Source organism: Pseudoalteromonas sp. Angola-4 (assembly GCF_028599265.1).
GTDB lineage: Bacteria > Pseudomonadota > Gammaproteobacteria > Enterobacterales > Alteromonadaceae > Pseudoalteromonas > Pseudoalteromonas atlantica.
In genome coordinates this window covers 35893-61409 of record NZ_JAQREK010000012.1, presented here as the reverse complement: position 1 = coordinate 61409, position 25517 = coordinate 35893, and the positions used below count along the sequence as shown (strand labels likewise).

Genomic DNA, 25517 nt, shown 5'->3' with positions numbered 1-25517 from the left:
CTCGCGTATTAAACTCATCTTCATTAAAGAGGACAGGAGAATCATGGCTGATATTAAACCATTCTTTCGATTAGACAGCGCAAACAGCACCGTTATTTTCGACTGCCAGAGCAAAACACCAGCGTTACTTTATTTTGGTAAGCGCCTATCTGAGCAAACAACTGAAACAATGCTAACTCAGCTTGCGACTCGTCAGGAAGTAAAATGTGCCGTGGTTGAAGAAGCACCTATTTCTCTTTCTCCACTATTAGGTGAAGGCTTTACAGGCGCGCCAGGGCTAGAGCTGTCAAACGACACCATAGCTTGGTCAGTTGGGCCTGCTCTTCAAGATGTTCGTCAGCCAACCCCTTCTAGTTTAGAGTTTGTAAGTGTTGATGAGCTGCGTGGTATTGAAGTAGTGCACAGCATCACACTTGATAGCAACACCGATGTGCTAAGTGCGCATACCGTATTAACCAATTTAAGTGATGCACCGCTAAGCGTTAATTTTTGCGCCGCACCTACGTTCCAACTACCCGATAGTACGAACAAACTAGTGAGCTTTGAAGGACGTTGGTCTAACGAGTTTCAACGCCAATCGGTTGATTTAGTATTAGGCAGCTTTGTACGCGAAAACCGCAAAGGTAAAACATCGCACGACGTATTCCCTGGTTTATTAGTTCATAGCGAAGGCGCAGGCGAGCAACAAGGCGAGTGTTATGGCTTTCATTTAGGTTGGAGCGGTAACAACAAGCTACGCGCTGAGCTACTACCAGAAGGGCGCCGCTATGTGCAAATGGGTGAGTTATTATTACCGGGCGAGCTAACCCTTGCTAAAGGCCAAACGTATCAAAGCCCAAGTATTTATGGCTCGTTTTCGAGCGATGGCTTTAGTGCGCTGTCGCGTAATTTTCATCGCTTTGTTAAAGCTAACTTACTTAGCCAAGCACAGCGCGAAAAAACACGCCCAGTGCATTACAACACGTGGGAAGGTATTTACTTCGATCATGATGTAGACACGCTAAAGCAGTTAGCCGATAAAGTAGCGCCATTAGGTATTGAGCGTTTTGTACTGGACGATGGTTGGTTTAAAGGTCGCCGAGGTGATTATGCAGGCCTAGGTGATTGGACCGTAGATTACGAAATTTACCCTGACGGCCTATCGCCAGTGATTGACCATGTAAACAGCTTAGGCATGGAGTTTGGTATTTGGTTTGAACCTGAAATGGTAAACCCAGATAGTGACTTATACCGCGCTCATCCTGATTGGGTATTAGGCTCAGAAAATAACGAGCAACTTAGCTTTAGAAACCAGCTAGTGCTTGATTTAACGCGGACTGAGGTTGTTGAATACCTATACAAAGCGATTGATGACATTTTAGTTGAATACCCAACAATTAAGTACATTAAATGGGATATGAACCGCGATATAAACCACGCGGGTAACTTCTCAGGCAAGCCTGCGGTGCATCAGCAAACACTGGCACTGTATCGCTTAATCGATCGTATTAAAGCGGCTCACCCTGGCCTTGAAATAGAAAGCTGTTCTTCAGGTGGTGCCCGTGTAGATTATGGTGTGCTTGCACACACAGACCGTGTATGGACGTCAGATTCTAACGATGCACTTGACCGTCTTGAAATTCAACGTGGTTGTTCGTTCTTCTTCCCATCGTCGGTTATGGGTGCACACGTAGGCCCTCGTGATTGTCATATCACAGGTCGTAATGTCAGTATTGAAATGCGTGCTGCGGTATCTATGTTTGGCCATATGGGTATAGAAATGGACCCACGCGAGCTAACCGATCACGAATACAATGCGCTTAAAGCGGCTATTTCGCTGCACAAAGAGCACCGTGAATTTATTCATGCTGCCGATTTGTACCGCCTCGATAGCGACGATTTATCAATTAACTTTGGTTTAATCGACGAGCAAAAATCAAAAGCGTTATTTGCGTATAACAGTGTACGCGAAACACCGCGCACTGCGCCTAATAAGCTTCGTTTTGTTGGTTTAGATGTAGATACGCAGTACACACTTAATTTAGTGTGGCCTGTTAAATTTGAAGAATACCGACCTTCGTCTATTGCCGCTGTTAACGGGCAAACTTTTACGGGTGAAGCGTTGATGGAATTTGGCCTACAAATGCCAATTTCATTCCCGCAAACATCGCTTATTTTTGAGCTTAACAAAGCTTAAAATATAGCAAGCAGTAAAAAGGGAGCTAATTAGCTCCCTTTTTTAATAATGTTTTTTAAGCTATTAGTCGAGTTTAGACTCAATCAGCTCAAGCGCTTCTTCTAAAATGGTTTCTACTGCTTTTTTAGCGCGCTCTGGATTGCGCGATTTAATCGTATCTAAAATATCAGCATGCTTTGCAACGTCGGCCCCGGGCACACCTTTAATGTGGTTGGTGTAACGAATACTTACGCGCAGCGCGGTGCTAATAAATTCAGTGAGCTGTACAAAAAAGCGGTTATTACTGGCTACTAAAATACTGGTATGAAAGGCAATATCGGCTTCAAGCGGATCGTCTAAGCCTTGGTCTGCATCGGCCATGCGGGCAAGTGCGTTGTCTATTTCAGCAAGTTGTTCGGCGCTGGCATTTTCAGCTGCTAGGGCAGCGGCTTGTGGCTCAAGTGCGACACGTACTTGCGTAAACTCTTTTAATAAAGAAAGCGACGGTTTACTGCTTAAAATCCAGCGCAGTACATCTGTGTCAAACATATTCCAGCTGCTTTCTGGCAGTACGCGGATCCCTTGCTTAGGGCGAGAAGATATTAAGCCCTTAGCAGAGAGCATTTTTACAGCTTCGCGTGTTGCACTGCGGCTCACATCGTATTTTACGCATAGGTCAGCTTCTGAGGGCAGGCCTTCGTTAACTGGGTAAACGCCACGCACAATTGCAAAGCCTAAATCATGGGTTAATTGTTGTGTTAAATTTTGACGAGGTTGGCTTTTCATTGAGCGTTATCCGAATGAGTTATTGCTTTATTATATATCATATATCATATTAATGTACGAAAGGATATGTTATAAACTTTGTTAAAGGCAAGTATTTTAACACAGCTGTAACAGTAATCCTCTTTAGCAAATAATTATAAATATTGAGAGGGGCAGTCTGTATTATGGAGAAACGCATTTGAATAATCACGCTCACTATCCCAGTATTTCTGGCAAAGTTGTTTTTATTACCGGGGGCGCTTCAGGCATTGGCCGTGCAATGGTAAAAGCGTTTGCCGCTCAAGCTGCCAAAATTGCCTTTATAGATATTAATAACGAGGCTGCCCAATCTCTTATAGCCTCACTGCCAAACGCCAAATTGTGGTTTAGACAGGTTGATGTAACCGACTCAAATGCTTTACAGCAATCTTTGGTAGATGCATGTGCTGAACTAGGCGCTATTAATGTACTGGTAAACAATGTAGCCAATGACCGCCGCCAAGCCAGTGAAGACGTTACAGTACAAGATTGGGATCAATGCCTACAAATTAATTTAAATCCGGCGTTTTTTGCCTCGCAAGTCGCTATGTCTTTTATGAAAAGCGAAGGCGCGGGGAGCATTATTAATTTTAGCTCTATCAATGCCATCATGGGGCAGCCACAAATGGCGGGTTACGTAACGGCAAAGGCCGGTTTAATCGGCATGACTAAAGCACTGGCACGCGATTATGGTGAATTTGGTATTCGGGTGAATGCTATTTTACCGGGTTGGGTTGCCACCGACCGCCAATTAGCCAGTTGGTTTACCGAGCAAGAGCAAGTGAAGTGGATGGAAGCCATGGCACTTAAAAAGTTAGTAACCCCTGAAGATGTAGCTAATTTGGCACTTTTTTTAGCTGCCGACGAAAGCAGTATGATCACCGGTCAAGGTATTAAAATTGACGGTGGGAGGCTCTAAGTTGCAGTACTTAAACCTTTTTATAGCCGTAGATTGGGGCACGAGTCATTTACGCGCCTATTTATGCAGCGTAAATACCACAGGGCAGTTAACTTTAATTGCTCAGCGCGACGGCCCAGGTGTGATTAGAGATAAACAAAACTTTGAACATACTTTAATTGGTGTCGTTGCACCATGGACCAGCGAATACGGCGTTTTACCTATTTATATGGCAGGGCAAATCACCTCAAGTATTGGCTGGAAAGAAACCCCTTATTTAGCGTGCCCCATAAACCCCGAAAGCCTACTTAGTGGCGCAATTAATTTTGATTGTGCAGGTAACACAGTCAGTGCTTTGCCTGGTACAAAATGCATATTACAAAACAATTTATTTGATGTAATGCGCGGCGAAGAGCTGCAAATATTAGGTTTTTTAAAACAAAACCCGGCCTATCAGCAAGGCAACGTACTTATTTGTTTACCCGGTACCCACACTAAATGGGTGCTGTTAAAAGATGGCCAAATTATCTGTTTTAAAACCGCAATGACCGGCGAATTATACGACTTGCTATGTCATCAAAGTGTGCTTATTCCTAACGACTGTGAAGCGGGGGAGTTTGATTGGCATGCATTTGAGCAAGGCTGTGAACTCACGTTAGGCAGTGACAGCGGTAATTTGGCGCACGGTATTTTTAGTGTCCGTACGCGCCAGCTTTCAAAAGAGTTAACACCAGTGCAAGCCAAGGCATACTTGTCGGGCGTGCTTATTGGTAGCGATGTACGCGCTGCACGCCATGCCAGTGAGTGGCAATTAGTGAATAATTCTAAAGTAGTGGTTATTGGCACAGAGCAACTAAATACCTGCTTTACCCATGCGTTAAATTGCATTGGTGTGCAATGTTTAGAGTTTGACGTGAAAGAGGCTACGTTAAGTGGTTTTAACTACTTATTTAATAGTAATAAAGCCAAGCAAATATAAAAAAGCCCCCAATATTGATTGTGCAATTATTGGGGGCTAGTTCTTAAATTAAGTAAGGGTTAAAGCGGCTGTTAGGCTGTTTTAGCCGCTTGGCTTTGCGTAATATAATGATTAAGCGTTGCCACTTGTGCTTCATTAAAGCGCAGTCCTAGTTTACTTCTGCGCCATAAAATATTGTAAGCGTTACCCGCCCATTCTTCATTTAGTAAGTAATCAACTTCTGCTGCAAATAAGCCATGACCAAAGTCTTGGCCTAAATCACTGAGCTGGGTTGCACTGCCTAAAATTAGTTTTGCACGAGTCCCGTAGGTACGTACGAAGCGTTTAAGAGTGATTTCTGGTAACCAACTATAAGTCGCTTTAAGCTCATTGGTCAGCGCTTCTACCGAGCTAAAATCGCCACCAGGTAAGGCGCTGTGTTTGGTCCACGCTTCACTCATTTGCGGGTAAAATTCTTCAAGCTTATTCACTGCAGCTTCGGCAAGTTTACGGTAAGTGGTAATTTTGCCACCAAACACACTTAACAGTGGTGTGTGTTTGCCTTCACTTGAAAGTTCTAACTTGTAGTCACGCGTTACTTTTTGTGCATTCACTGATTCGTCATCAAGCAGTGGGCGCACACCCGAAAAGGTATGTACTATGTCTTCGCGTTTAATGTGGTTTTTAAAGTAGCTGTTAGTAATATCGATTAAGTAATCGATTTCTTCATCACTAATTTTTACATCTTGCGCTGCGCCTTTGTGTTCAACATCGGTGGTGCCTACTAGCGAGTAGTCATCTTCAAACGGTATAACAAACACAATGCGCTGATCTTTATTTTGTAAAATGTAGGCTTGTTTTTCATCGTGAATACGCGGCACCACAATATGGCTGCCTTTAACAAGGCGAATATTTTGTGGTGACTTTTCTATCAGTGCTTCGTCAAATAATTTTGCAACCCAGGGGCCTGCTGCATTAACAATACCTTTGGCTTTAATAGTCTGTTGCGCCTTAGTTTGTTGTTGCTCAAGCGTTACTTGCCATTGGTTATCGATGCGTTTTGCACTTACACACTTGGTTTGCGTAGCAATGTTTGCGCCTTTGTTTTTGGCTGCTAAGGCGTTTAAAATTACCAAACGTGAATCATCAACCCAGCCATCTGAGTATTCAAACCCTTTTGTAATTGAAGGTTCTAATACGCTGTTTTCACCAAATTTAATGCCACGCGAGCCAGCCAGTGTTTCGCGCTTAGCTAGGTTGTCGTACATAAATAAGCCAATGCGGATCATCCATGCAGGGCGTAGGTGCGATTGATGCGGTAGCCTAAAGGTGAGCGGCCACATAATATGCGGGGCATTTTTAAGCAGCACTTCGCGCTCAGCCAAGGCTTCTTTTACCAATCTAAATTCGTAATGTTCAAGGTAGCGTAAACCGCCGTGGATCAGCTTAGAACTATTTGAAGACGTTGCACTGGCAAGGTCTGATTGTTCACACAATAGAACTTTTAATCCTCTGCCTGCTGCATCAGCTGCTATTCCAGTGCCGTTTACACCGCCACCGACGACGAGTAGGTCGTATTCGTTATCTGCTAATTCCACCGAGCTAACCTTTTTATTTGTAATATAAATAAGACATATAGCATCATAAAGCTGCGGCTCTTATTTGACAACAGATAACCGCGCTTTTTGCTTGTTAATTTTTAATCGTGATCTTTTTAAAACATACAGCGTACAACGTGCCATTTAAGCGCTGTTGCCGGTGTTTTGTAAGCCGCTAATTTTAATTAGCGGCTGGGCGTTTTACGCTTGTTTGCTATCGTCACTAGAGAGACAAACTTGCGCTACACAGTGCTGCCACTTTGCGTATAAATCGTTACGTTCGTCAGCGCTCATTGTTGGCTCAAAGCGACGGTCGCAGGTCCACATTTTTGCTAATTGCTCAGTTGACTCATACACACCGGTTTGTAAGCCTGCTAAGTATGCTACGCCTAAAGAGGTGGTTTCGGTCACTGTTGGGCGCTCTACCGTTGCGCCTAAAATGTTTGATAAAAAGGTCAGTACCCAGTTATTTTTAACCATGCCGCCATCTACCCGTAACACGCTTGGGCGTAAGCCATCACGCTCCATTGCTTTTTGTAAGTCTTTGGTTTGATACCCAACCGATTGCAGTGCAGCTGCAACAATGGTGCTAATGCCCGAGTCGCGGGTTAAACCTAAAATAGCGCCACGTGCATTTGGGTCCCAGTAGGGCGCGCCTAAACCTGTAAACGAAGGCACTAAAAATACCCCATGATCAAGCGGCACATCTTTTACTAACGATTCGCTCTCTCCGGCATGGCTTAATAGTTTTAAGCCTTCAACAATCCACTGCATCGTGGCGCCTGCCATAAAAATGCTGCCTTCAATGGCATATGTTGGTTTGCCATTTAGCCTATAAGCCACCGTGGTTAGTAAGCGATTTTCAGAGGTAAGCGCTTTTTCGCCGGTATTCAGCATTAAAAAACAGCCCGTACCGTAAGTACTTTTTGCCATACCTTGCTCAAAACATGCGTGGCCAACAAGGGCTGCTTGCTGGTCGCCGGCAATACCACATACGCGTATTGGTGCACCAAAAATATCGTCGCTGGTTGAGCCAAATTCGTCGGCTGAGTCCATCACTTGGGGCAGCATAGATTCAGGAATTTCGAATAAATCGAGTAGTTCTTGATCCCATTGCTGAGTATGAATATTAAATAACATAGTGCGTGATGCATTGGTGGCGTCGGTGCGGTGCTCTTTACCACCGGTTAACTGCCATAGTAAGTAGGTATCAACGGTACCAAATGCCAGTTCACCTGCAAGGGCTTGTTCGCGTGCGCCTTCAACGTTGTCTAAAATCCAGCGTACTTTAGTGGCCGAAAAATACGGGTCTAGCAGTAAGCCGGTTTTATCGCTTATGGTTTGGCAAAGCTCGTCAGTGCTTAGGCTTTCGCAGTAATCGCTGGTACGGCGGTCTTGCCACACAATGGCGTTATAAATAGGTTTGCCGGTTTTTTTGTTCCACACTAAAGTGGTTTCACGTTGGTTGGTGATACCAATGGCAATAATTTCTTCAGGCTTAACGTTTTTATCTGCTAATACTTCGCGGCTGGTACTTAGCACGGTTTGCCAAATATCGTTAGGGTCGTGTTCTACCCAACCATTTTGCGGAAAATGCTGCGAAAATTCTTGTTGTGCTGAGCCAAAAACGTCTGCATCTTTTGTAAACAAGATGGCCCGAGAGCTTGTGGTTCCTTGATCAATTGAGAGTATGTATTTTGACATGATATTTGTGTTATTTATCTTATCTTATATATGACTAGATTGCCTTTAACTTACATTAATGGCAATGATTTTTTCTTAAAATAGCCGTTTAAAAAATAAGCACGCTGTTTTTATTTGCTAACTCTTTTAAATAACAGGTGTTTTATAGCAGCATTATTTTAAGTGCGTATGCGGCTAAATATAAAAATAGCCGCCAAAGTTTGTGTTACTTGGTGCGCGGTTTAGCTTGTTGCCAATCCATACCAGTAGAAAAACGATTATCAAACCCATGCCATGCTGGTAGTGGCTTACCATTAACCACAGCTTGGTCGCCATTTTGTGGCAAGTCTAGGTATTCACATTGGCTGGTAATGCCTTTTACGTGGCAGTCCATCATAGCAAGTACAAAGTGTTTGTTGGTCTCGTTTAGGGTGCGCATTGACCACGATGGCTCGTAGTAATGGCCTATATCTAATTCGCTGCTACGTTTGGCAATAGCAGGAGCAGGGTGCGGCGCAATATTATGGCGCGCATTTTTGTAAGTAAGCAGGTACTTGTCGGGGCTGCCCGTTTGGTTATATAGGTTTTTAATGCCTTCATAACCGGATATATCATCTAAGCTACCCGCGATATAAAGCGAAGGCACTTTAATGTTTTGCATAGCACTGGCATTAAATAAGTTATGTTGCCCGCCCCAAGGCGCAAAGGCCACCATAGCTTTAATACGCGAATCGACTTGTGGGTTTTTATATTGCCCACCCGCACAGCTATTGAGTAATTGCTGCACTTGTTTAATTTGTGCAGGGTCTTTCATACCGGTAAACATTGCAGTGGTTTGCTCGTTAAAGTCATAACAGCCACCAATTGTATTAACCGCGCCAAAACCACCCATAGAGTAACCAATTACGCCTGCTTTTTTGTTATCCACTTGCTTGCTGGCAAAGTTGTTTTGTTCGTTAAAGTAGTTAAGTACAAATTGTTGATCGCGTGATCGGTTAATAAGGGTACTAAAAAAGCCCGAAAACGGCGCATTTTTAAAATCAACATCTGCATTGGTTGAGTCGGTATGATCTATGGCTGCCACAATGTACCCGTGCGATGCTAAATGTTCGCCCAAGTAATACATAATTGTACGATAGCCGGTATAACCGTGTGAGAGCACAATAACAGGGTAGTGCTCTTTGTTATTAATGGCTACATCGCGCATGGCATCGGCTTGTAAGGTAAACGTTTTACCTGTACGGGTTATGTCGCTGTAGCTGGTTAAGGGTGCGTTTGCACTGTCTGCTGCTGGGTACCACACTTCTACTTTTAAAGGGCGATCTTTTTTAGCTTGGGTTGCAGGGTCAAACTGCGCGGGATTTACTAAATCAAGCGTTTGTACGCCAACGCTGTAACTACCTTTAGCAGCAAGCTCAGGAAGTACTTCGCTGGTTAAAGGTGGGTAGAGTTGCTCTGGCGTTTTTTGATCTGCAAAAACAGTACTTACTGTTAAGCAGCCCGTTGCTAGCAGCAAGGCTTTTGAAAGCGCCTTTAACGTGTGTGTGGTTGTCATTGTGTATCCTTGTTGTGTGTATTTTTTATTATTAATCTAGCTGATGGGCTTCAACGCTATCGCTGTATTTAAGCTGCCACTGCGCCCGAAGCGTATCCATTATGTGCATTACCCGCAGGCTTGTGCTGAGCGGTAGTACATTGCTTTGTTTTTGTTGTTGTAAAATACATTCGCTAACGTGCGCAATTTCAAATTTAAAGTTTTCATCGTCATTAAAGCTAAAATCAAACTGCTGCACTTGTTGTGCGTTTAAATGAAGCTCTAGCGACTGTGCACCAACAAATTCAGCAATGCGAATATACCCATGCTCCCCTAAAATACAGGCTTCGGTAGGGCCATTTTGTTGTAACGCGCTACTAAGCTGCGCAAATTGCCCTTGGCCGTAATTTATAAGGGTTACACTGCGCTCATCTACGCCGGTCGTGCTTTTATGTACTAATGATTTAATTTGTTCAGGGGCTTTATTAAATACCACATCGGCAATCGATATAGGGTAAATACCTAAATCAAGCAATGCGCCACCTGCGGTCGCAGGGTTCATTAAACGGTGTGAGTCAGCAAAGTCGCCCGCTAGGCTAAAGTTGGCATTCACACTGTGTACTTTGCCTATTACGCCCTCGCTTAATAACTGCTGCAGTTTTACTATGGCAGGTAAAAAGCGCATCCATACACCTTCCATTAAAAAGCAGTTTTGTTGCTCGGCTAACTGGCTAAGGGTTATGAGTTGCTGTGCATTAACAGTAATGGGCTTTTCGCTGAGTACATGCTTATCGTGCACTAAGCATTGCGCAATAGTTTTAAAGTGTTGCTCGTGGGTATTAGCAATATATATGGCGTCAATGTGTGGGCATTGCATAAGGGCTTGGTAGCTCTCATAGCCTTTAACTGAATAGTGTGTGGCAAATTCTTTTGCGCGTTGCTCGCTGGTCGATGCTGCGCCAATAAGCTGTGCATTAGCGCAATGCGCAATGCTTTTAGCAAAGGTGTGAGCAATATTGCCACACCCAATAATACCCCAATTAACCTTTGCCATGCTTATTCCTTAATGATGTTTAAAAAGACGTAATTTGTAATCCTGAACCTGCTGAACATACGTAAATGTCGGCATTTAAATTAAAACGTTCAAAGTAGTGCTGCTCAACCGCTGCTTTGATAAGTGGTACTTCTGCATCACGGCATAAACACACAATCGCACCGCCAAAACCGCCACCGGTCATACGTACTGCACCGCGTTCGCCCATCGCTTCTTTACAAATTTCTACTAGGCCGTCGGTCGCTGGCACGGTTACTTCAAAGTAATGCTTAAGCGATTGGTGCGATGCCGCCATTAGCTCGCGCAGCGTATCAATGTCGTTATTTTGCAGCGCTTTAGTTGCTGCAATTACACGCTCGTTTTCGCTAATTACATGGTGTGCACGTTTGTATTCGTTTTCGCTTAGTGCATCTTTAGTTGCTTCAAGCGTGTCCATGGTGGCTTTACGAAGCGTGGCTACATTCATTTTTGCAGCTGCTTGCTCACAGTCAACACGACGTTGGTTGTACTCGCTATCTACCAATTTACGTGGGTAGTTAGAGTTAACAATAACAATGTTTAAATCATCGGGTACTTTTACTGATTCAGTTGCTAGGTTTTCACAGTCAATTAAAAGCGCATGGCCGTTTTCGCCTTTTGCCGAAATAAGCTGATCCATAATGCCCGATTGGCAATGCATAAAGTCGTTTTCGGCTTCTTGGCCTAGTAAGGCAATTTTTTCTTCGCTTAAACCAAGCTGTGCAATATGGTTAAACATACCACCAATGGCCACTTCTAATGCCGCCGATGAAGATAAGCCACTGCCTTGCGGTAAGTTACTGTCAATAAGTAAATCGGCGCCGCGTAAAGTATGGCCCGCGCGCTTTAGTACAAATGACACGGCACGGATATAGTTACCCCATTGCGATTGCCCTTCGCTGATGTCTTCATCAACACTAAAGCTGTCTTTTTCGCCTGGGTAATTTAACGAATGCACAGTAATGATGTTGTCGTCGCGCTCTTTAAACATAACTTGAGTACGAAACTCTAACGAGCACGGAAATACAAAGCCGTCGTTATAATCGGTAAATTCGCCAATTAGGTTTACACGCCCAGGTGCTGCAGCAATACCTTGAGCAGGCGCACCGTACAGTGATAAAAATTGTTGTTGAAAATCGTTAAGCGTCATCTGTGTGTCCTGCTGTTTTTTTATAGTGTGTGGTACTGGCTGCTTGTAAAATAGAGGCAGCTGTTTCTGCGCTTAAATCGCGCTGGCTTTCACCTAGCATTTCGTAACCAACCATGTGTTTTTTAACGGTGGCAGAGCGAAGTAGCGGCGGGTAAAAATGGGCATGTAAGCGCCAATGTTGCTCATCTGAGCCACGATTAGCCGGTGCATTGTGCCACCCCATAGAATACGGGAAGCTACAATTAAATACGTTGTCGTATTTAGTGGTTAATACTTTAAGCGCTTGTGCTAGGGCGTCTGTTTGCGCATCGTTTAGCTGGCTAAAGTTTTGAATGTTATCTTTAGTTACAAGCAGTGTTTCAAACGGCCACGCTGCCCAAAATGGCACCACCACAAGCCAGTGCTCGTTTTCAAATACGACGCGGGTTTTATCTGCTTGCTCTTTTTGCACGTAATCGGCAAGCATCGCGCTGCCATGCTTTTTAAAATAGGCAAGCTGCTGGGTATCTTCGGCTTCTATTTCGGTTGATAAGTGCGAATGCGCCCATACTTGGCCGTGTGGATGAGGTTGCGAGCAACCCATGATCTCGCCTTTATTTTCAAACACCTGAACACATTCATAGTGTTGTGCAAGTTCTGTGTAGTTGTCTTTCCAGGTTTTTACTACTTCGTGTAGGGCATCGTGCTCAAGCTCTGGCAGTGTTTTGTTATGCTCTGGCGAAAAACAAATTACACGGCATTCGCCGCTTGCTTCATCAGCAATAAATAAATCGCTGTCTGAGTCTAAGCTTTGCGATTGCTCGCTCTCATTAGGGGTCAGTGCGCCAAAGTCATTTCTAAATACATGGGTGTATTTGTAATCTGGGTTGCTGTCGCCATTTGCACGGGTGTTGCTTGGGCAAAGTGGGCAGCTTTCATCGTGTTTTGGTAGTACGCTTTCGTTTACTGCTTCTGTAGCGCCTAACCACGGGCGGTTATTACGATGCGGTGATACTAATACCCAGCGTCCCGTTAGCGGGTTTTTACGTCTGTGAGTACTTTCTAATAAAGCCATGTTAACTCTCCAACCCACTTGGGTAATTAGTTTGCCAGCGCCATGTGTCGTTAGTCATGTCGCTCAGTGTTAGTTCTGCGTGCCAGTTAAGGGTGGTTTGCGCTTTTGTGGCATCGGCGTAATTACAGGCAATATCGCCTGCTCGGCGCGGTGCACTTTTATAAGGAATATCTTTATTGGCTGATGCGCTAAATGCTTTGATCATATCAAGCACCGAATACCCTTGGCCTGTGCCTAAGTTGTAAGCATGAAAGGCGGTATCTGTTTTGTGTTGCATAAAGGCCGCTACATGGCCTTTAGCTAAATCTAAAACGTGAATATAGTCGCGCACGCCGGTGCCATCTTTGGTGTCGTAGTCGTCACCAAAAATATTCACCACTTCGCGTTTACCTACCGCAGTTTGAGCAATAAATGGCATTAAGTTATTTGGGATACCATTTGGGCTTTCGCCTAATAAGCCGCTTGGGTGTGCACCAACTGGGTTAAAGTAGCGAAGAGCAATGCCCATAAATTGGCTGTTGGCATTACATACGTCTTGCATGGCTTGTTCAACCATCACTTTGGTCCAACCGTAAGGGTTAGTAGCGCGTATAGGGTGTTTTTCATCAATAGGTAGGTAGTCTGGCTCGCCGTACACAGTGGCCGATGAGCTAAATATTATATGGTTAACGCCTACCTCTTGCATGTTTTGTAGCATGCTTAATGTACCCGACACATTGTTTTGGTAATAACGCAGTGGTTGCTCGGTTGATTCACCTACCGCTTTTAGTGCTGCAAAGTGAAATACAGCCTCAGCTTGGCTGTGTTTAAGGGCAAGTTTAAACTGCTGCTCGTCTTGAATGTCACCTAAAATAAACTCAAAACGGGTACCGGTAATTTTTTCGAGTTGATCAAGCACACGGGGGCTTGCGTTAGATAAGTTGTCGTAAATAACTGGGGTAATGCCTGCCTCATGAAGGGCAATACATGTGTGGCTACCTATATAACCCATACCGCCTGTAACTAAAACTTTCATGTGTTTTCTCGAAAAGTGTATTTATATGATAAATACTACTATTAAGGTAATTTAAAAACAATAGTTATGATTGCCCGTTATTTCAAATAAAAGCTTAAAATTTACCCAAGCAAAGGCACAATGGCTATACCTACTTAATAAGGGCGCATAGGTTTATCAATTAATTCTATAAACTGATTCTACTGAGCCACTAATTATTAGTCGCTAAAAGTGGTGGTACTATTAATAAATAGCAGTGAGCTAATGCGTGTGTAATTTGTCGTTAATGCAATGGCCAAAGTCTTAATACAAAAAGGAACGTTCAACATGAAAAAAACAATTTTATTAACCGGTGCCACCGACGGTATTGGCCTAGAGACCGCTAAAATGTTGTTAGCGCAAGGGCATACTGTATTATTACACGGGCGCAACCAAGACAAGTTAAATACCGTACAAGCAAGCTTAAACGCTGATTACCCGCAAGCAAGCACAGCGACCTACATTGCCGATTTAAGCGATATGGCGCAAGTAAACACCTTGGCTCAGTCAGTGTTAGCCGACTTACAAAACGCGAATAAAATACTTGATGTAGTTATTAATAACGCCGGTGTTTATAAATTGGCAAATATCACTACTGTAAATGGGCTAGATGCACGGTTTGCAGTTAATACGTTAGCGCCTTATTTACTTACTAAAGCGTTACTGCCTGTAATGAACACGCAATCACGTGTGGTTAACGTGTCATCGGCTGCACAAACCAGCGTTAACTTTGACTCGTTAGTGGGCAAAAAGCCACTATCAGATAGCGCAGCCTACGCGCAAAGCAAATTGGCTATTACTATGTGGTCGCGTCACTTAGGTTTAGCACTTAAAGGCAGTGGGCCATTAGTTGTTGCGGTAAACCCTAAGTCGTTACTAGGTAGTAAAATGGTAAAAGATGCTTACGGGCTTGCTGGTGGCGACTTAAAACTAGGCGCTGATATTTTTTGCCGCGCCGCATTAAGTGACGAATTTAAAGATGCCACTGGCCTTTATTTCGATAACGATGCAGAGCGCTTTGCACCGCCACATCCAGATGCGCTCAACCCTGCTAAAAATCAGCAGTTAGTTGATACGTTAGATAGCCTGCTTGCTCAGCTAAATGCTGATAGCTAGTAGCAAAATAACGCGAAAAGATTTTACTCATGCCTTATAAGGCCTAGTTGTTTTTATAAAGCCGATATGTGCTTTAAATGTTTTACCCTTTGTTGATCGTCAAAGAGTTCACCTAACGGTGAACTCTTTTTTTTGCGTGCAACATTACTCTTGTTGTAAACGCTCGTACAACCAATCTTTTAATTCTGAACGCTCATGTTTTAGTTGATTCATTTGCTCATCGCTAATGGGCGCATCTTTAAGCTCTAAAACACGAATCTCTTTATCTAGCTTGTCGTATTTATCTGCCTTTTTAGCAAATTCTGTGTCGCTTTTGTTTAGCTCTGCAATGGTATTTAGGTACTGCGGAAAGTCATTGGTAAGTGAGTGGTCTTCGCCTAACATATTCGCTCCTTAGTAGGATAAATGAGTTACTTAAGTGAATTACTACCTTTTCATATATTACTCTGGGGCTTAGACAATAATAAATCAACCATAGCTAGCTTAAATTGATATAGCGCAGCGACTGGGTAGCATTTTGTTTAATGCCTACTTTTAAACTGTGATGGAGTGATTTTTAAACTTTATTATAAATATTATTTTGAAACTGATTGTATGTTTAGCCTTATTATCATTTGTAAAGGGTGTGTCTACAATGAAGCTTCATTACACAATTACTTATCAACAGATAACAGAGGCAATACCCATGAAAGCAATGACAATTAATAATTTTGGTGGCACTGAAGAGTTTTTAGCAGCTGAGGTTGCAAAACCACAAGTAACAGCAGGTAATGTGTTAGTTCGTATTGCCGCAACAAGCGTAAATACAATTGATATGATGATTCGTCAAATGGGTGCTGACTTACCCTTTGCTCCAAAACTACCGGGCATTTTAGGGATGGACTTTGCAGGCACCGTTGAAGCTGTTGGCGAAGGCGTAACAGACTTTGCAGTAGGTGATGAAGTATATGGTTGTGCTGGTGGCTTAGGCGATTTACCAGGTGCACTTGCTGAGTTTATTCTTGCTGATAAGCGCTTAATTGCTCACAAACCTAAAAACCTAAGCATGAAAGAAGCAGCCGCTATTCCACTTGTAGGTATTACAGCACTTGAAGGCTTAACACGTGCAAGTGTAAGTGCAGGCCAAAAAGTATTAGTACACGGCGGCGCAGGTGGTGTAGGCCATTTAGCAGTACAACTAGCTAAGCATTTTGGCGCTGATGTTTACTCAACTGGCGGTAACGCAGAGCAACTAGCACTAATAGAAAGCTTTGGCGCTACAGGCATAAACTTTAAAGACGAAACCGTAGAGCAGTACGTTGAAAAACACACAAGCAACGTTGGTTTTGACATGGTATTTGACACCGTAGGTGGTGGTAACCTGACTAACTCATTTGCTGCAGCAAAGCTAAATGCACAGGTATCTACAACGCTTTCTTTATTAGAAGTAGATTTAAGCCCAGTACACTTTAAAGGGTTATCGTTAAACGTAATCTTTATGCTTATTCCAATGATCCACGACTTTAACCGTCAAGACCACGGCGACAAACTTACTAAACTTACGCAAATTGTTGAAGCAGGCGGTATGCGCCCAGTACTTGATGAGCAAGACTTTAGCTTAGAAGAAGCCGCTAAAGCGCATGACCGCTTAGCAAGTGGCCAAGCTATGGGTAAAGTTGTTATTTCTGTACAATAAATTATACCAATCCGCATAATTAAGTGATCTATTTTGAGGATGGAAAAGCGTGTTGATAGCAAGGCAAAAAATTCGCTATTTAGTTGCTCTAAATGAGAATTTTTTAACGTAGATAGCGACACGTTTAGCCCCTGAAAATGATTAAGTATTATTGCGGATTGGTATCATTAAGGCCGGCATTCTCGCCGGCCTCTTTCTTTTTTATGCCCGCCTGATTAACGTTTGCGCACCCTTTTTTATAACCAAATATAAACAATAGTGCTTTTATTAATCGTATATAATTACGCTTTAAAATGAGTTGTTAATATTTTAGGGTCAGATCAAGCGTTTATATGAAAATATTCACTAATAAATTTGCCAGTAAAGCTAAGCAGTTTTATATCGGTATTGTGCTGGTAGGCTGTGTACTGTCTGCGATGGTTTATTATCAGGCAGAAACCATTAAGCGCACCTCATCGACCTTAATGGAACAACAAATTCCGGCGCTGCGCGATATTCGATTAATCGAAACCTACCTAGTAAAGCAAGAGCGCTTATTATATGAGTATTACGCAACGAGTAAGCGTGAACTTTATTTAATCGACTTTTTAGAAAACCATGTACGTATACTTGCGCTAATAAAAAACCTAGATCAAAACCACAGCACATTAGCGCTAGAAAGCAGCTTAAGTGATGAGTTTAAAAGTGGTTTAGACTTAGCACTTAAATTACACGAAAACTTATCAAGCAGCAGCACTAGTTTGGATTTAGCCAGAGCACAACTAGAGCAACTCACCGAACTGCAAGCCCAAGTGATGGGGCACTTAACAAATGCAGAAACGGTTATTTCAAATGCGGTTGATAGCGGCTACAAAGACACCGAAAGCAACCTGCACACCACAGTCAATATTGTGTTTTTGTTTACGTTTGCCATAGTGCTGGTAAGCATTTATACAGGGCGTTACGCATCTAAATTTATAAAGCTTAGTGCCCGTAACGAACGTTTAGCGCTATTTCCAACGCGCAACCCTAACCCAATTGTGAGTTTAAGCGCCAACCTTGAGCTTAACTACTGTAACCCTGCCGCTATTGCTATGCACAAAGCGTATGTAAGCGATAAACACAGCACGCCCATTGCATTACTAAGCCCTAATATAAAGCAGCAACTAATAGACACTAAGCAGTCGGCTAGTCATGTTGAGCGTTTTTATACACAGCTAGATAACCATTACCTCACTTACCAAATACATTGGCTGCAAGAAATAGATGCCTTTGATATACACATACGCGATGTAACAGAGCAATTTGAGGCAGAGCGCTCATTAGAGTATTTAGCCTTTCACCACCCGTATTCAAAGTTGCCTAACCAAGCCAGTTTAGAAACATACACCAATGAGCTAATTTCGCTTGAGCAGCCTTTTAGTTTAATGCTGATTGATGTAAGCCACTTTAAGCTATTACTTGAGCAATATGGTTTATCGGGCGCTAACGAGTGTATAAATGCCTTTGCTATGCACTTATCGCGCAGCGCTAATAAATTTTCTCAGCAGTTAAAAAGTAAAAACAAACTGACCTTTTATCACATTGCCGATGCTAACTTTGTGGTTATTTATACCGAGCAAGATTGCTCAACAACCCTAGATGACTTACTCAAAGGTGTACAAAGCCGTTTAAGCCAAGCTATTAGCACACCGTACGGCGAAATGCGTATGAGCTTTAACTGCGGTGTAACACGCTACCCAACCAGTAATGACTATAAAACGCTTCTACTGCACGCCAATATTGCCTTAGAAGAGGCGGTGAAACGTAATATTCCCTACGCTCATTTTGATACCGAAAGCGGAGTTAAGCACGCCCAGCAGCTGCATATTGCTCGGCGCCTTGATACCGCGATTGAAAAGCAGCAGTTTGAGCTTTATTTTCAGCCTAAAATGCATCTTAAATCGCAAACCATAAACAGCTGCGAATGTTTAATTAGGTGGTTTGATGATGGGAAGTATGTCTCTCCGGCGCAGTTTATTCCTATTGCCGAGCACAGCGGGTTTATATTGCCATTAGGCGAATGGATACTTGATAGTGCCTTTGCCCAAGCTAAAAAATGGCATCAGCAAAACTTAAATATCCGCTTGGCTATTAATATATCGGCAAGGCAATTTACACAGCAAGACTTTGTGCAAAGCATAAAACAGCGGTTGGCGCACTTTAACGTGCCCGCACATTTAATTGAGCTAGAAATTACCGAAACCGCCATTATGGACGATGAAGAGTTTGGTATTTCAGTACTGCAGGCGCTGAGTGCACTGGGTATTAGCTTATCAATTGATGACTTTGGTACGGGCTATTCGTCGCTGGGTTACTTACAGCGTTTTCCGGTTAATAAATTAAAAATAGATCAGTCGTTTGTGCGCAATATGGCCACTGACACACGGGATCAGGCTTTAGTACTGAGTATTTGCCAATTAGCTAAAAACTTAGGGCTCGATATTATCGCCGAAGGCGTAGAAGAGTATGCCCAACTTGAAAAACTAAAAGAGTATAACTGCGACCTAATTCAAGGGTACTTGTTAAGCCGGCCAATACCAGCAAACGAATTTGAAGCATTTTTAGCTAAAGGCGTAAGTTTTTAAGGCGTTTTGCTAATGTATGTTGGGTAATTATTAGTGATAGAATGGCCCTATAAAAGCTTCTATCGCTCATTTTACAAGCCACACATGTGAGCAAAGAGCACTACATTATTAAATAAGGTCGTTGTGTAATGCTGTTGATGATCGACAACTACGATTCGTTTACTTATAACCTAGTACAATATTTTCAGCGCTTAAACCAAGAGGTGCTGGTAAAGCGTAATGACGAAATATCTGTTGCGCAAATTAAGCAACTTAACCCCAAGCATATTGTTATTTCTCCGGGGCCTTGTACGCCAAACGAAGCGGGTGTGTCACTCAATGTCGTTGAGCAGCTAAAAGGCATTTACCCTATTTTGGGTATTTGCTTAGGGCATCAAACCATCGCGCAAGCGCTAGGGGGCAAGGTTATACGTGCTAAGCAAGTCATGCATGGTAAAACCTCACCTATTGTTCATAATAATAAGGGGGTATTTACCGGTTTAGAAAACCCGCTTACTGTGTGTCGTTATCACTCGCTGGTGGTAGAAAAACACAGTTTACCGAGTGAATTAGCCATTACCGCATGGAGCCAAACCGAGCAAGGTGAGTTTGACGAAATTATGGGGCTACTTCACACAGAGCTTGCTCTTGAAGGTGTGCAATTTCATCCCGAGGCTATTTTAACAACTCAAGGGCTCGAATTGCTTGCTAACTTTTTATCTCGCTTCTAACCTTACAGTAACCACCGAATGGTAATACTTATACTGAATGGACTTTATGACTGAACTTGCGTCGCAAAAGCGAATAGCCTCAATGCTTGACCAGCGTGCTCACGACTTGCTGCTTGGCCATAGTTTTGCACATCAACAAATTGGCTTTATTCATACGCTGGAAATTGATTATGGCGAACCAATGAAGCAACGCACTTTATTAGAAGTAGAAGTTGCCGCACAGCATAAACGCCAGCAAAGTAGCACCGCGCATCATAAGTACCGAGCACAAGCGAGCAAACAACTCCATAAAGTAATAGAAACAGCCATATTTAAGCAATTAGAAGATATGGATGCTGTTATTCAAAACACCATAGGCATAGAAGATAACGTTGCTACTATGCTAGATATACTGGCGGCTAAGTCGGCAAGTGTTGGGCGTTTAGAGCCCTTGGTAAATGATTCTAGTTGGCTTGGCCGCGAATTAGTGTCATTGGTAAACCTGCCTTACTACCGAAAGCAGCGCAGCAAAAGTACCTCAGTTAAAGTAGACAGCCCCGCACTTGCACTGCGTTATATTGGCCTTGATAACTTACAATTGGTAATTCCTACTTTTGCTATGCGCCATTGGATGCCACACAGCACAGAGCCATTTCCATTATTAAAGCGCCGCCTGCGCGATGCCGCCATGGCCAATGCAATTGCGGCGCAAAAAATTGCAGAGCTTAACGATGTAAACCCTGTACATGCGTTTACACTGGGCATGCTTATAGATGTTGGGCGTATTGCCTTAGTACGCTTGTACTTAAAAACCTTTGAACAGGTATGGCAACGCAAAGTGCAAATAGCACGTGAAGCACAGCAAAAAGATTTACACACGGCATTGTTGGAGCTAAAGCCAGATCCCTTATTTTTAACCACGTTGTTAAGTAATAAGTCGCTTGAGTTAAGTGCTAAAGTTATTCGAAAAATGGCTTTTAAGTTTTTGCCGTTTAATCATGTTATGGCGCAACTTGTTCACGGCATTGAGCAAAGTAGTGATGTTTTCCCTATGAGTGAAGTCATGCTAAAAGCGCGATGCTATTCGCAGTATTTAAACCTAAAACAGCACCAACTTATTGAACAAGATGAAATGCAGGCGTGGTTTTCGTATCACCAATTCACTAAAAATGAGCTAAAAGCTCTCGAAACAAGCAATTTTACCAACCTTGCTATTCAAATTGACTAAAAAGCAGCTTACTCGCCGGTCCTTATATCGGTAATTTGCCGCTGGTGGCGGCAAATTTTCATTAACTATTGAATTTTTTGTTAATTTTTTTGCGACTATTCATTCATTAACATCTCCCCGAGCACACCTCGCTTTAAGCACTTAATGTAAGGCGCGACTCACTGCGCAGGCGCATAAGTATTAAAAAATGGCATTTATTTTCTATGCAGATAGTTATTCACTATCTATGAAATAATATCCCAAGGCCTTTATTTTAAAGGCCTGCATGAAAGTTTTTAACGAGACAGCACCACAAATATCTGAAATAATGAGCGCCTGAAAATTGAACCACAAGGCAGTTTTACGCTCAACCTTTTGCTATTTAGTGCGTAAATATCTTGGTTACATTTATAACCAAACACCTATTTTGATGTTTTGTGTTGCTCACAATTAAGAGGAAAAAAAATGACAGTCAATCGCGAATTATTTGATCACGTAATGGTTCCTAACTACGCGCCTTCAAGCGTTATTCCTGTTCGAGGCGAAGGCTCTCGCGTATGGGATCAACAAGGTAAAGAATTTATCGACTTTGCCGGTGGTATTGCTGTTAACTGTCTTGGCCATTGCCATCCTGCATTAGTAGGTGCATTAAAAGAGCAAGGCGAAAAAATTTGGCACCTATCAAACGTAATGACTAACGAGCCTGCGCTGCGTTTAGCTAAAAAAATGGTCGATGCGACCTTTGCTGAAAAAGTTTACTTTGCAAACTCAGGCGCAGAAGCAAACGAAGCAGCACTTAAATTAGCTCGTCGTTTTGCACTTGATAAATTTGGTGCTGAAAAATCACAAATTATCTCATTTAACAAAGGTTTTCACGGTCGTACGTTCTTTACCGTAACCGTAGGCGGGCAAGCTGCATACTCAGATGGTTTTGGTCCTAAGCCAGGCGACATCGTACATTGTGATTACAATGACTTAGCTGCATTTGAAGCGCTAATTAGCGACAAAACATGTGCCGTAATGATGGAGCCACTGCAAGGTGAGGGCGGTATTATTTCGCCAACTGACGAATTTGCACAAGGCGTTCGTGAGCTATGTACTAAACACAATGCACTGCTTATTTTTGATGAAGTACAAACAGGTGTTGGCCGTACTGGTGAGCTATACGCATACCAAGGTTTAAACGTAGTGCCTGATATTTTAACGTCAGCTAAGGCACTTGGTGGCGGTTTCCCTATTGGCGCTATGCTAACGACTACTGAGATTGCACAGCACTTAAAAGTAGGGACTCATGGTTCTACTTACGGTGGTAACCCACTGGCGTGTGCAGTAGCTGAAGCCGCATTTGATACTGTAAATACCCCTGAAGTACTGGCGGGCGTAAAAGAAAAAGCAGCATTATTTAACGAGCTTCTTAACGCGGTAAACGAAAAATACAACGTGTTTAGCGAAATTCGTGGCCAAGGTTTATTAATTGGTGCAGCGGTTAACGAGCAATACAAAGGCCGTGCTAAAGAGTTTTTAGTAGCAGCTACCGAGCAAGGGCTTATGTCGCTTGTAGCGGGTGCTGATGTAGTACGCTTTACGCCATCGTTAGTAATCACCGAAGCGGATATTCGCGAAGGTATGGCGCGTTTTGAAAAAGCAGTAGCAAGCGTAGTAAACGCTTAAGCGCGTTAAACCACCTTATTAAGGGCAAGCCTGCTTGCCCTGCATATTCTATTTACCGTTATTGATAAGGGAGCAAGCGGACTCATGATGATCCTTCGCCCAATCCAGCAAAATGATTACGCAGCGTTATTAAAAATTGCCCACGAATCGGGCCATGGTTTTACATCTTTGCCGTTAAACGAAGAGTTACTGCAAAAGAAAATTGACCATTCTGTAAGTTCATTTGCTAAACAAACGTCACAACCTGGTGACGAAGGCTACCTGTTTGTTCTTGAAGATACCGAAACCGGTGAAGTAGTCGGTACTTCAGCTATTGAAGCTGCAGTAGGGCTTGATGATGCGTTTTATCATTACCACTTAAGTAAAGTAATTCACTCATCACGCACGTTAGATGTATACAAAGCGGTTGATATTTTAACCCTATGTAACGACTACACCGGCGCGACAGAACTATGTACCTTATTTTTGAAAGATGGCTATCGTAAAAACTGTAACGGTAAACTTCTTTCAAAAGCGCGCTTTATGTTTATAAAACAACATGAGCAGCGTTTTGCACAAACAGTAATAGCAGAAATGCGCGGCGTGTCTGACGAGAACGGCAGCAGCCCGTTTTGGCAGTGGCTAGAAGAGCACTTTTTCTCAATGGACTTTCCTACCGCCGATTACCTAACAGGTATAGGCCAAAAAGTGTTTATTGCTGAACTAATGCCAAAGTACCCAATTTACGTAAACTTGCTGAGCAAAGACGCTCAAGCGGTGATTGGTAAAGTACACGACAACACACGCCCAGCTATTGAGCTATTAAAAAATGAAGGATTTACCTTCAACGGTTACGTCGATATTTTTGATGCGGGCCCTACAGTAGAAGCAAAAGTAGATAACATTGCCACTATTCGTAATGCGAAAGACTTTAAAGTAGAAATAGGCGAAGCATCGGGCGATACCATGGTACTGCTTGCTAACGGCAAGTTAGAAGATTACCGTGCAACGGTTGCAGCACTTAGCTTTGATGAGCGTGCAAGCAGCCTTATTTTATCGCAACAAATAGCCGATGCCCTACAGCTACAATCGGGCGACACCGTAAGCGCAACCCCAGTTTAATTAAGGAGAAAGTATAATGACTCATCCTGCACAATTTATTAATGGTCAGTGGTCACAAGGCCAAGGCAACGCATTTAATTCAGTAAACCCTGCAAATAACGACGTTATTTGGCAGGCATCTTCAGCGACTGCAGAGCAAGTAGATAGCGCAGTAAATTCGGCGCGCGAAGCATTTTACAGCTGGGCAGATAAAAGCTTTAACGAGCGCCTAGAGATAGTTAAAACCTTTGCAGCAACACTTAAAGAGCACAGCGAAGAGCTTGCTGTTGCGATTGCCCAAGAAACCGGTAAGCCACTGTGGGAAACGCGTACAGAAGCGGGCGCTATGGTAGGTAAAATTGCCATTTCTGAAAAAGCATTTTTAGAGCGCACTGGCGACGTTGAAAACGCTATGCCGGTAGGGCGTGCGATGATCCGTCATAAACCACATGGTGTAGTTGCCGTATTTGGCCCATATAACTTCCCTGGGCACTTACCTAATGGCCACATTGTGCCAGCGCTTTTAGCCGGTAACACAGTAGTATTTAAGCCATCAGAGCTTACGCCAATGGTGGCAGAGCTTACGCTTAAACTATGGGAAAAAGCCGGTTTACCTGCCGGTGTAATTAACCTTGTTCAAGGTGAAGTAGAAACAGGTAAAGCCCTTGCTGCGCATAAAGGCATAGATGGTTTATTCTTTACGGGTTCTTCGCGCACTGGACATATTTTACATGAGCAGTTTGCGGGTCAACCGGGTAAAATTTTAGCGCTTGAAATGGGTGGCAATAACCCACTGATTATTAAAGATGTGGCAGATACTAAAGCCGCGGTACACGATATTATTCAATCGGCGTTTATTTCAAGCGGTCAACGTTGTACTTGTGCACGTAAAGTATTTTTACCTAAAGGCCAACAAGGCGATGACATTTTAGCGCGCCTTATCACTGCAACTAAAGCCATTAAAGTAGGCAACTACGATGATGAAGATCAGCCATTTATGGGCTCTATGATCTCATCTGCGGCTGCAGCAGGCATGGTAAAAGCACAAAACGAGCTGGTTGAGCTTGGCGGTGAAGTACTAGTAGAGCTTGAGCACACAGCCAATACTGGTTTTGTAACACCGGGTATTATTGAGTGTTCAGCAATTAGCGACTTCCCAGATGAAGAGCACTTTGGCCCATTATTAAAAGTGTTCCGCTTTGATGACTTTGACCACGCAATTGATAAAGCAAACGATACCAGCTTTGGTTTATCAGCAGGTTTATTAAGCGATAGCGAAGCCGACTACAATCACTTTTTACGTCGTATTCGTGCCGGTATTGTTAACTGGAACCGCCCAATTACAGGCGCATCAAGTGCAGCCCCATTTGGTGGTATTGGCGCATCAGGAAATCACAGAGCAAGCGCATATTATGCAGCCGACTACTGTGCATACCCTGTAGCTTCGGTAGAACTTGAAAAAGTAACGATGCCAGCAACACTAAGCCCAGGCTTAAAAATAGATTAATTACTGTTCTATTTGTAGTTATAAAGA

Annotated in this window: 20 protein-coding genes; 11 read left to right on the top strand and 9 right to left on the bottom strand. The window is 43.1% G+C overall.

The features are described from left to right. Positions 1–43: 43 nt before the first annotated feature. A complete protein-coding gene (locus PSH48_RS14060) occupies positions 44–2176 on the top strand; it encodes an alpha-galactosidase (RefSeq protein WP_273611772.1) in 2133 nt (710 codons plus the stop codon). 63 nt (positions 2177–2239) lie between these two features. On the opposite strand, the gene PSH48_RS14055 is transcribed toward PSH48_RS14060, so the two are convergent. After that, positions 2240–2941 (bottom strand): FadR/GntR family transcriptional regulator, encoded by a 702-nt coding sequence (locus tag PSH48_RS14055; protein ID WP_004588172.1) that lies wholly within the window; start codon positions 2939–2941, stop codon positions 2240–2242. 178 nt (positions 2942–3119) lie between these two features. Here PSH48_RS14055 and PSH48_RS14050 point away from each other — a divergent pair, with 178 nt between their 5' ends. Together PSH48_RS14050 and PSH48_RS14045 are read left to right on the top strand one after the other, a co-directional pair. Continuing rightward, positions 3120–3878, top strand: a complete 759-nt coding sequence (locus PSH48_RS14050) for an SDR family NAD(P)-dependent oxidoreductase (RefSeq protein ID WP_024032022.1) — start codon at positions 3120–3122, stop codon at positions 3876–3878. A gap of 1 nt (position 3879) precedes the next feature. After that, a complete protein-coding gene (locus PSH48_RS14045; RefSeq protein ID WP_273611771.1) occupies positions 3880–4836 on the top strand; it encodes a 2-dehydro-3-deoxygalactonokinase in 957 nt (318 codons plus the stop codon). Between the two features lie 71 nt (positions 4837–4907). Here the strand turns inward: PSH48_RS14045 and glpD are convergent, their stop codons facing one another. The 7 genes from glpD to galE all read right to left on the bottom strand — a co-directional run bounded on the left by glpD (position 4908) and on the right by galE (position 13921). Beyond that, positions 4908–6413 carry a glycerol-3-phosphate dehydrogenase gene (gene glpD / locus PSH48_RS14040; protein WP_273611770.1) on the bottom strand — a complete coding sequence of 502 codons (1506 nt, stop codon included), beginning with the start codon at positions 6411–6413 and terminating at the stop codon, positions 4908–4910. A gap of 201 nt (positions 6414–6614) precedes the next feature. After that, positions 6615–8117: a glycerol kinase GlpK gene (gene glpK / locus PSH48_RS14035; protein WP_039972273.1), complete on the bottom strand. Its 1503-nt coding sequence runs from the start codon at positions 8115–8117 to the stop codon at positions 6615–6617. 205 nt (positions 8118–8322) lie between these two features. Further along, entirely contained in the window at positions 8323–9651 is a 1329-nt protein-coding gene (locus tag PSH48_RS14030; RefSeq protein WP_273611769.1) for an alpha/beta hydrolase family protein, read from the bottom strand. 31 nt (positions 9652–9682) lie between these two features. Continuing rightward, positions 9683–10684, bottom strand: coding sequence for a Gfo/Idh/MocA family protein (locus PSH48_RS14025; protein ID WP_096738945.1), 1002 nt, complete (start codon positions 10682–10684; stop codon positions 9683–9685). Positions 10685–10703: 19 nt separating this feature from the next. Further along, a complete protein-coding gene (galK, locus tag PSH48_RS14020; RefSeq protein ID WP_024032028.1) occupies positions 10704–11852 on the bottom strand; it encodes a galactokinase in 1149 nt (382 codons plus the stop codon). Further along, complete coding sequence (locus tag PSH48_RS14015) at positions 11842–12906, bottom strand: UDP-glucose--hexose-1-phosphate uridylyltransferase (protein ID WP_029774133.1); 1065 nt, start codon at positions 12904–12906, stop codon at positions 11842–11844. Before PSH48_RS14015 ends, galK begins: the two co-directional genes overlap by 11 nt. Position 12907: 1 nt before the next feature. Beyond that, positions 12908–13921, bottom strand: coding sequence for a UDP-glucose 4-epimerase GalE (galE, locus tag PSH48_RS14010; protein WP_004588180.1), 1014 nt, complete (start codon positions 13919–13921; stop codon positions 12908–12910). Positions 13922–14227: 306 nt separating this feature from the next. Here galE and PSH48_RS14005 point away from each other — a divergent pair, with 306 nt between their 5' ends. Continuing rightward, a complete protein-coding gene (locus tag PSH48_RS14005; protein WP_024032030.1) occupies positions 14228–15055 on the top strand; it encodes an SDR family NAD(P)-dependent oxidoreductase in 828 nt (275 codons plus the stop codon). A gap of 144 nt (positions 15056–15199) precedes the next feature. Here PSH48_RS14005 and PSH48_RS14000 read toward each other — a convergent pair whose 3' ends face one another. Further along, positions 15200–15439: a YdcH family protein gene (locus PSH48_RS14000; RefSeq protein WP_004588182.1), complete on the bottom strand. Its 240-nt coding sequence runs from the start codon at positions 15437–15439 to the stop codon at positions 15200–15202. Between the two features lie 301 nt (positions 15440–15740). Here PSH48_RS14000 and PSH48_RS13995 point away from each other — a divergent pair, with 301 nt between their 5' ends. From PSH48_RS13995 to astD, 7 genes are all read left to right on the top strand, one after another. Further along, positions 15741–16730: a zinc-dependent alcohol dehydrogenase family protein gene (locus PSH48_RS13995; protein WP_273611768.1), complete on the top strand. Its 990-nt coding sequence runs from the start codon at positions 15741–15743 to the stop codon at positions 16728–16730. A gap of 332 nt (positions 16731–17062) precedes the next feature. Continuing rightward, the gene (locus PSH48_RS13990; RefSeq protein ID WP_273611767.1) at positions 17063–19336 is read left to right on the top strand and encodes a putative bifunctional diguanylate cyclase/phosphodiesterase; all 2274 of its coding nucleotides are present in this window, start codon (positions 17063–17065) and stop codon (positions 19334–19336) included. 128 nt (positions 19337–19464) lie between these two features. Further along, positions 19465–20046 (top strand): anthranilate synthase component II, encoded by a 582-nt coding sequence (locus tag PSH48_RS13985; protein WP_004588186.1) that lies wholly within the window; start codon positions 19465–19467, stop codon positions 20044–20046. 46 nt (positions 20047–20092) lie between these two features. After that, entirely contained in the window at positions 20093–21253 is a 1161-nt protein-coding gene (locus PSH48_RS13980) for an HDOD domain-containing protein (protein ID WP_248443279.1), read from the top strand. A gap of 444 nt (positions 21254–21697) precedes the next feature. Next, positions 21698–22903 carry an aspartate aminotransferase family protein gene (locus tag PSH48_RS13975; RefSeq protein WP_004588188.1) on the top strand — a complete coding sequence of 402 codons (1206 nt, stop codon included), beginning with the start codon at positions 21698–21700 and terminating at the stop codon, positions 22901–22903. An 84-nt stretch (positions 22904–22987) separates the two neighbouring features. Continuing rightward, on the top strand, positions 22988–24004 hold the full coding sequence (gene astA / locus PSH48_RS13970; protein WP_004588189.1) for an arginine N-succinyltransferase: 1017 nt from the start codon (positions 22988–22990) through the stop codon (positions 24002–24004). Positions 24005–24020: 16 nt separating this feature from the next. Next, positions 24021–25490: a succinylglutamate-semialdehyde dehydrogenase gene (gene astD, locus PSH48_RS13965; protein ID WP_029774138.1), complete on the top strand. Its 1470-nt coding sequence runs from the start codon at positions 24021–24023 to the stop codon at positions 25488–25490. Positions 25491–25517 lie beyond the last annotated feature (27 nt).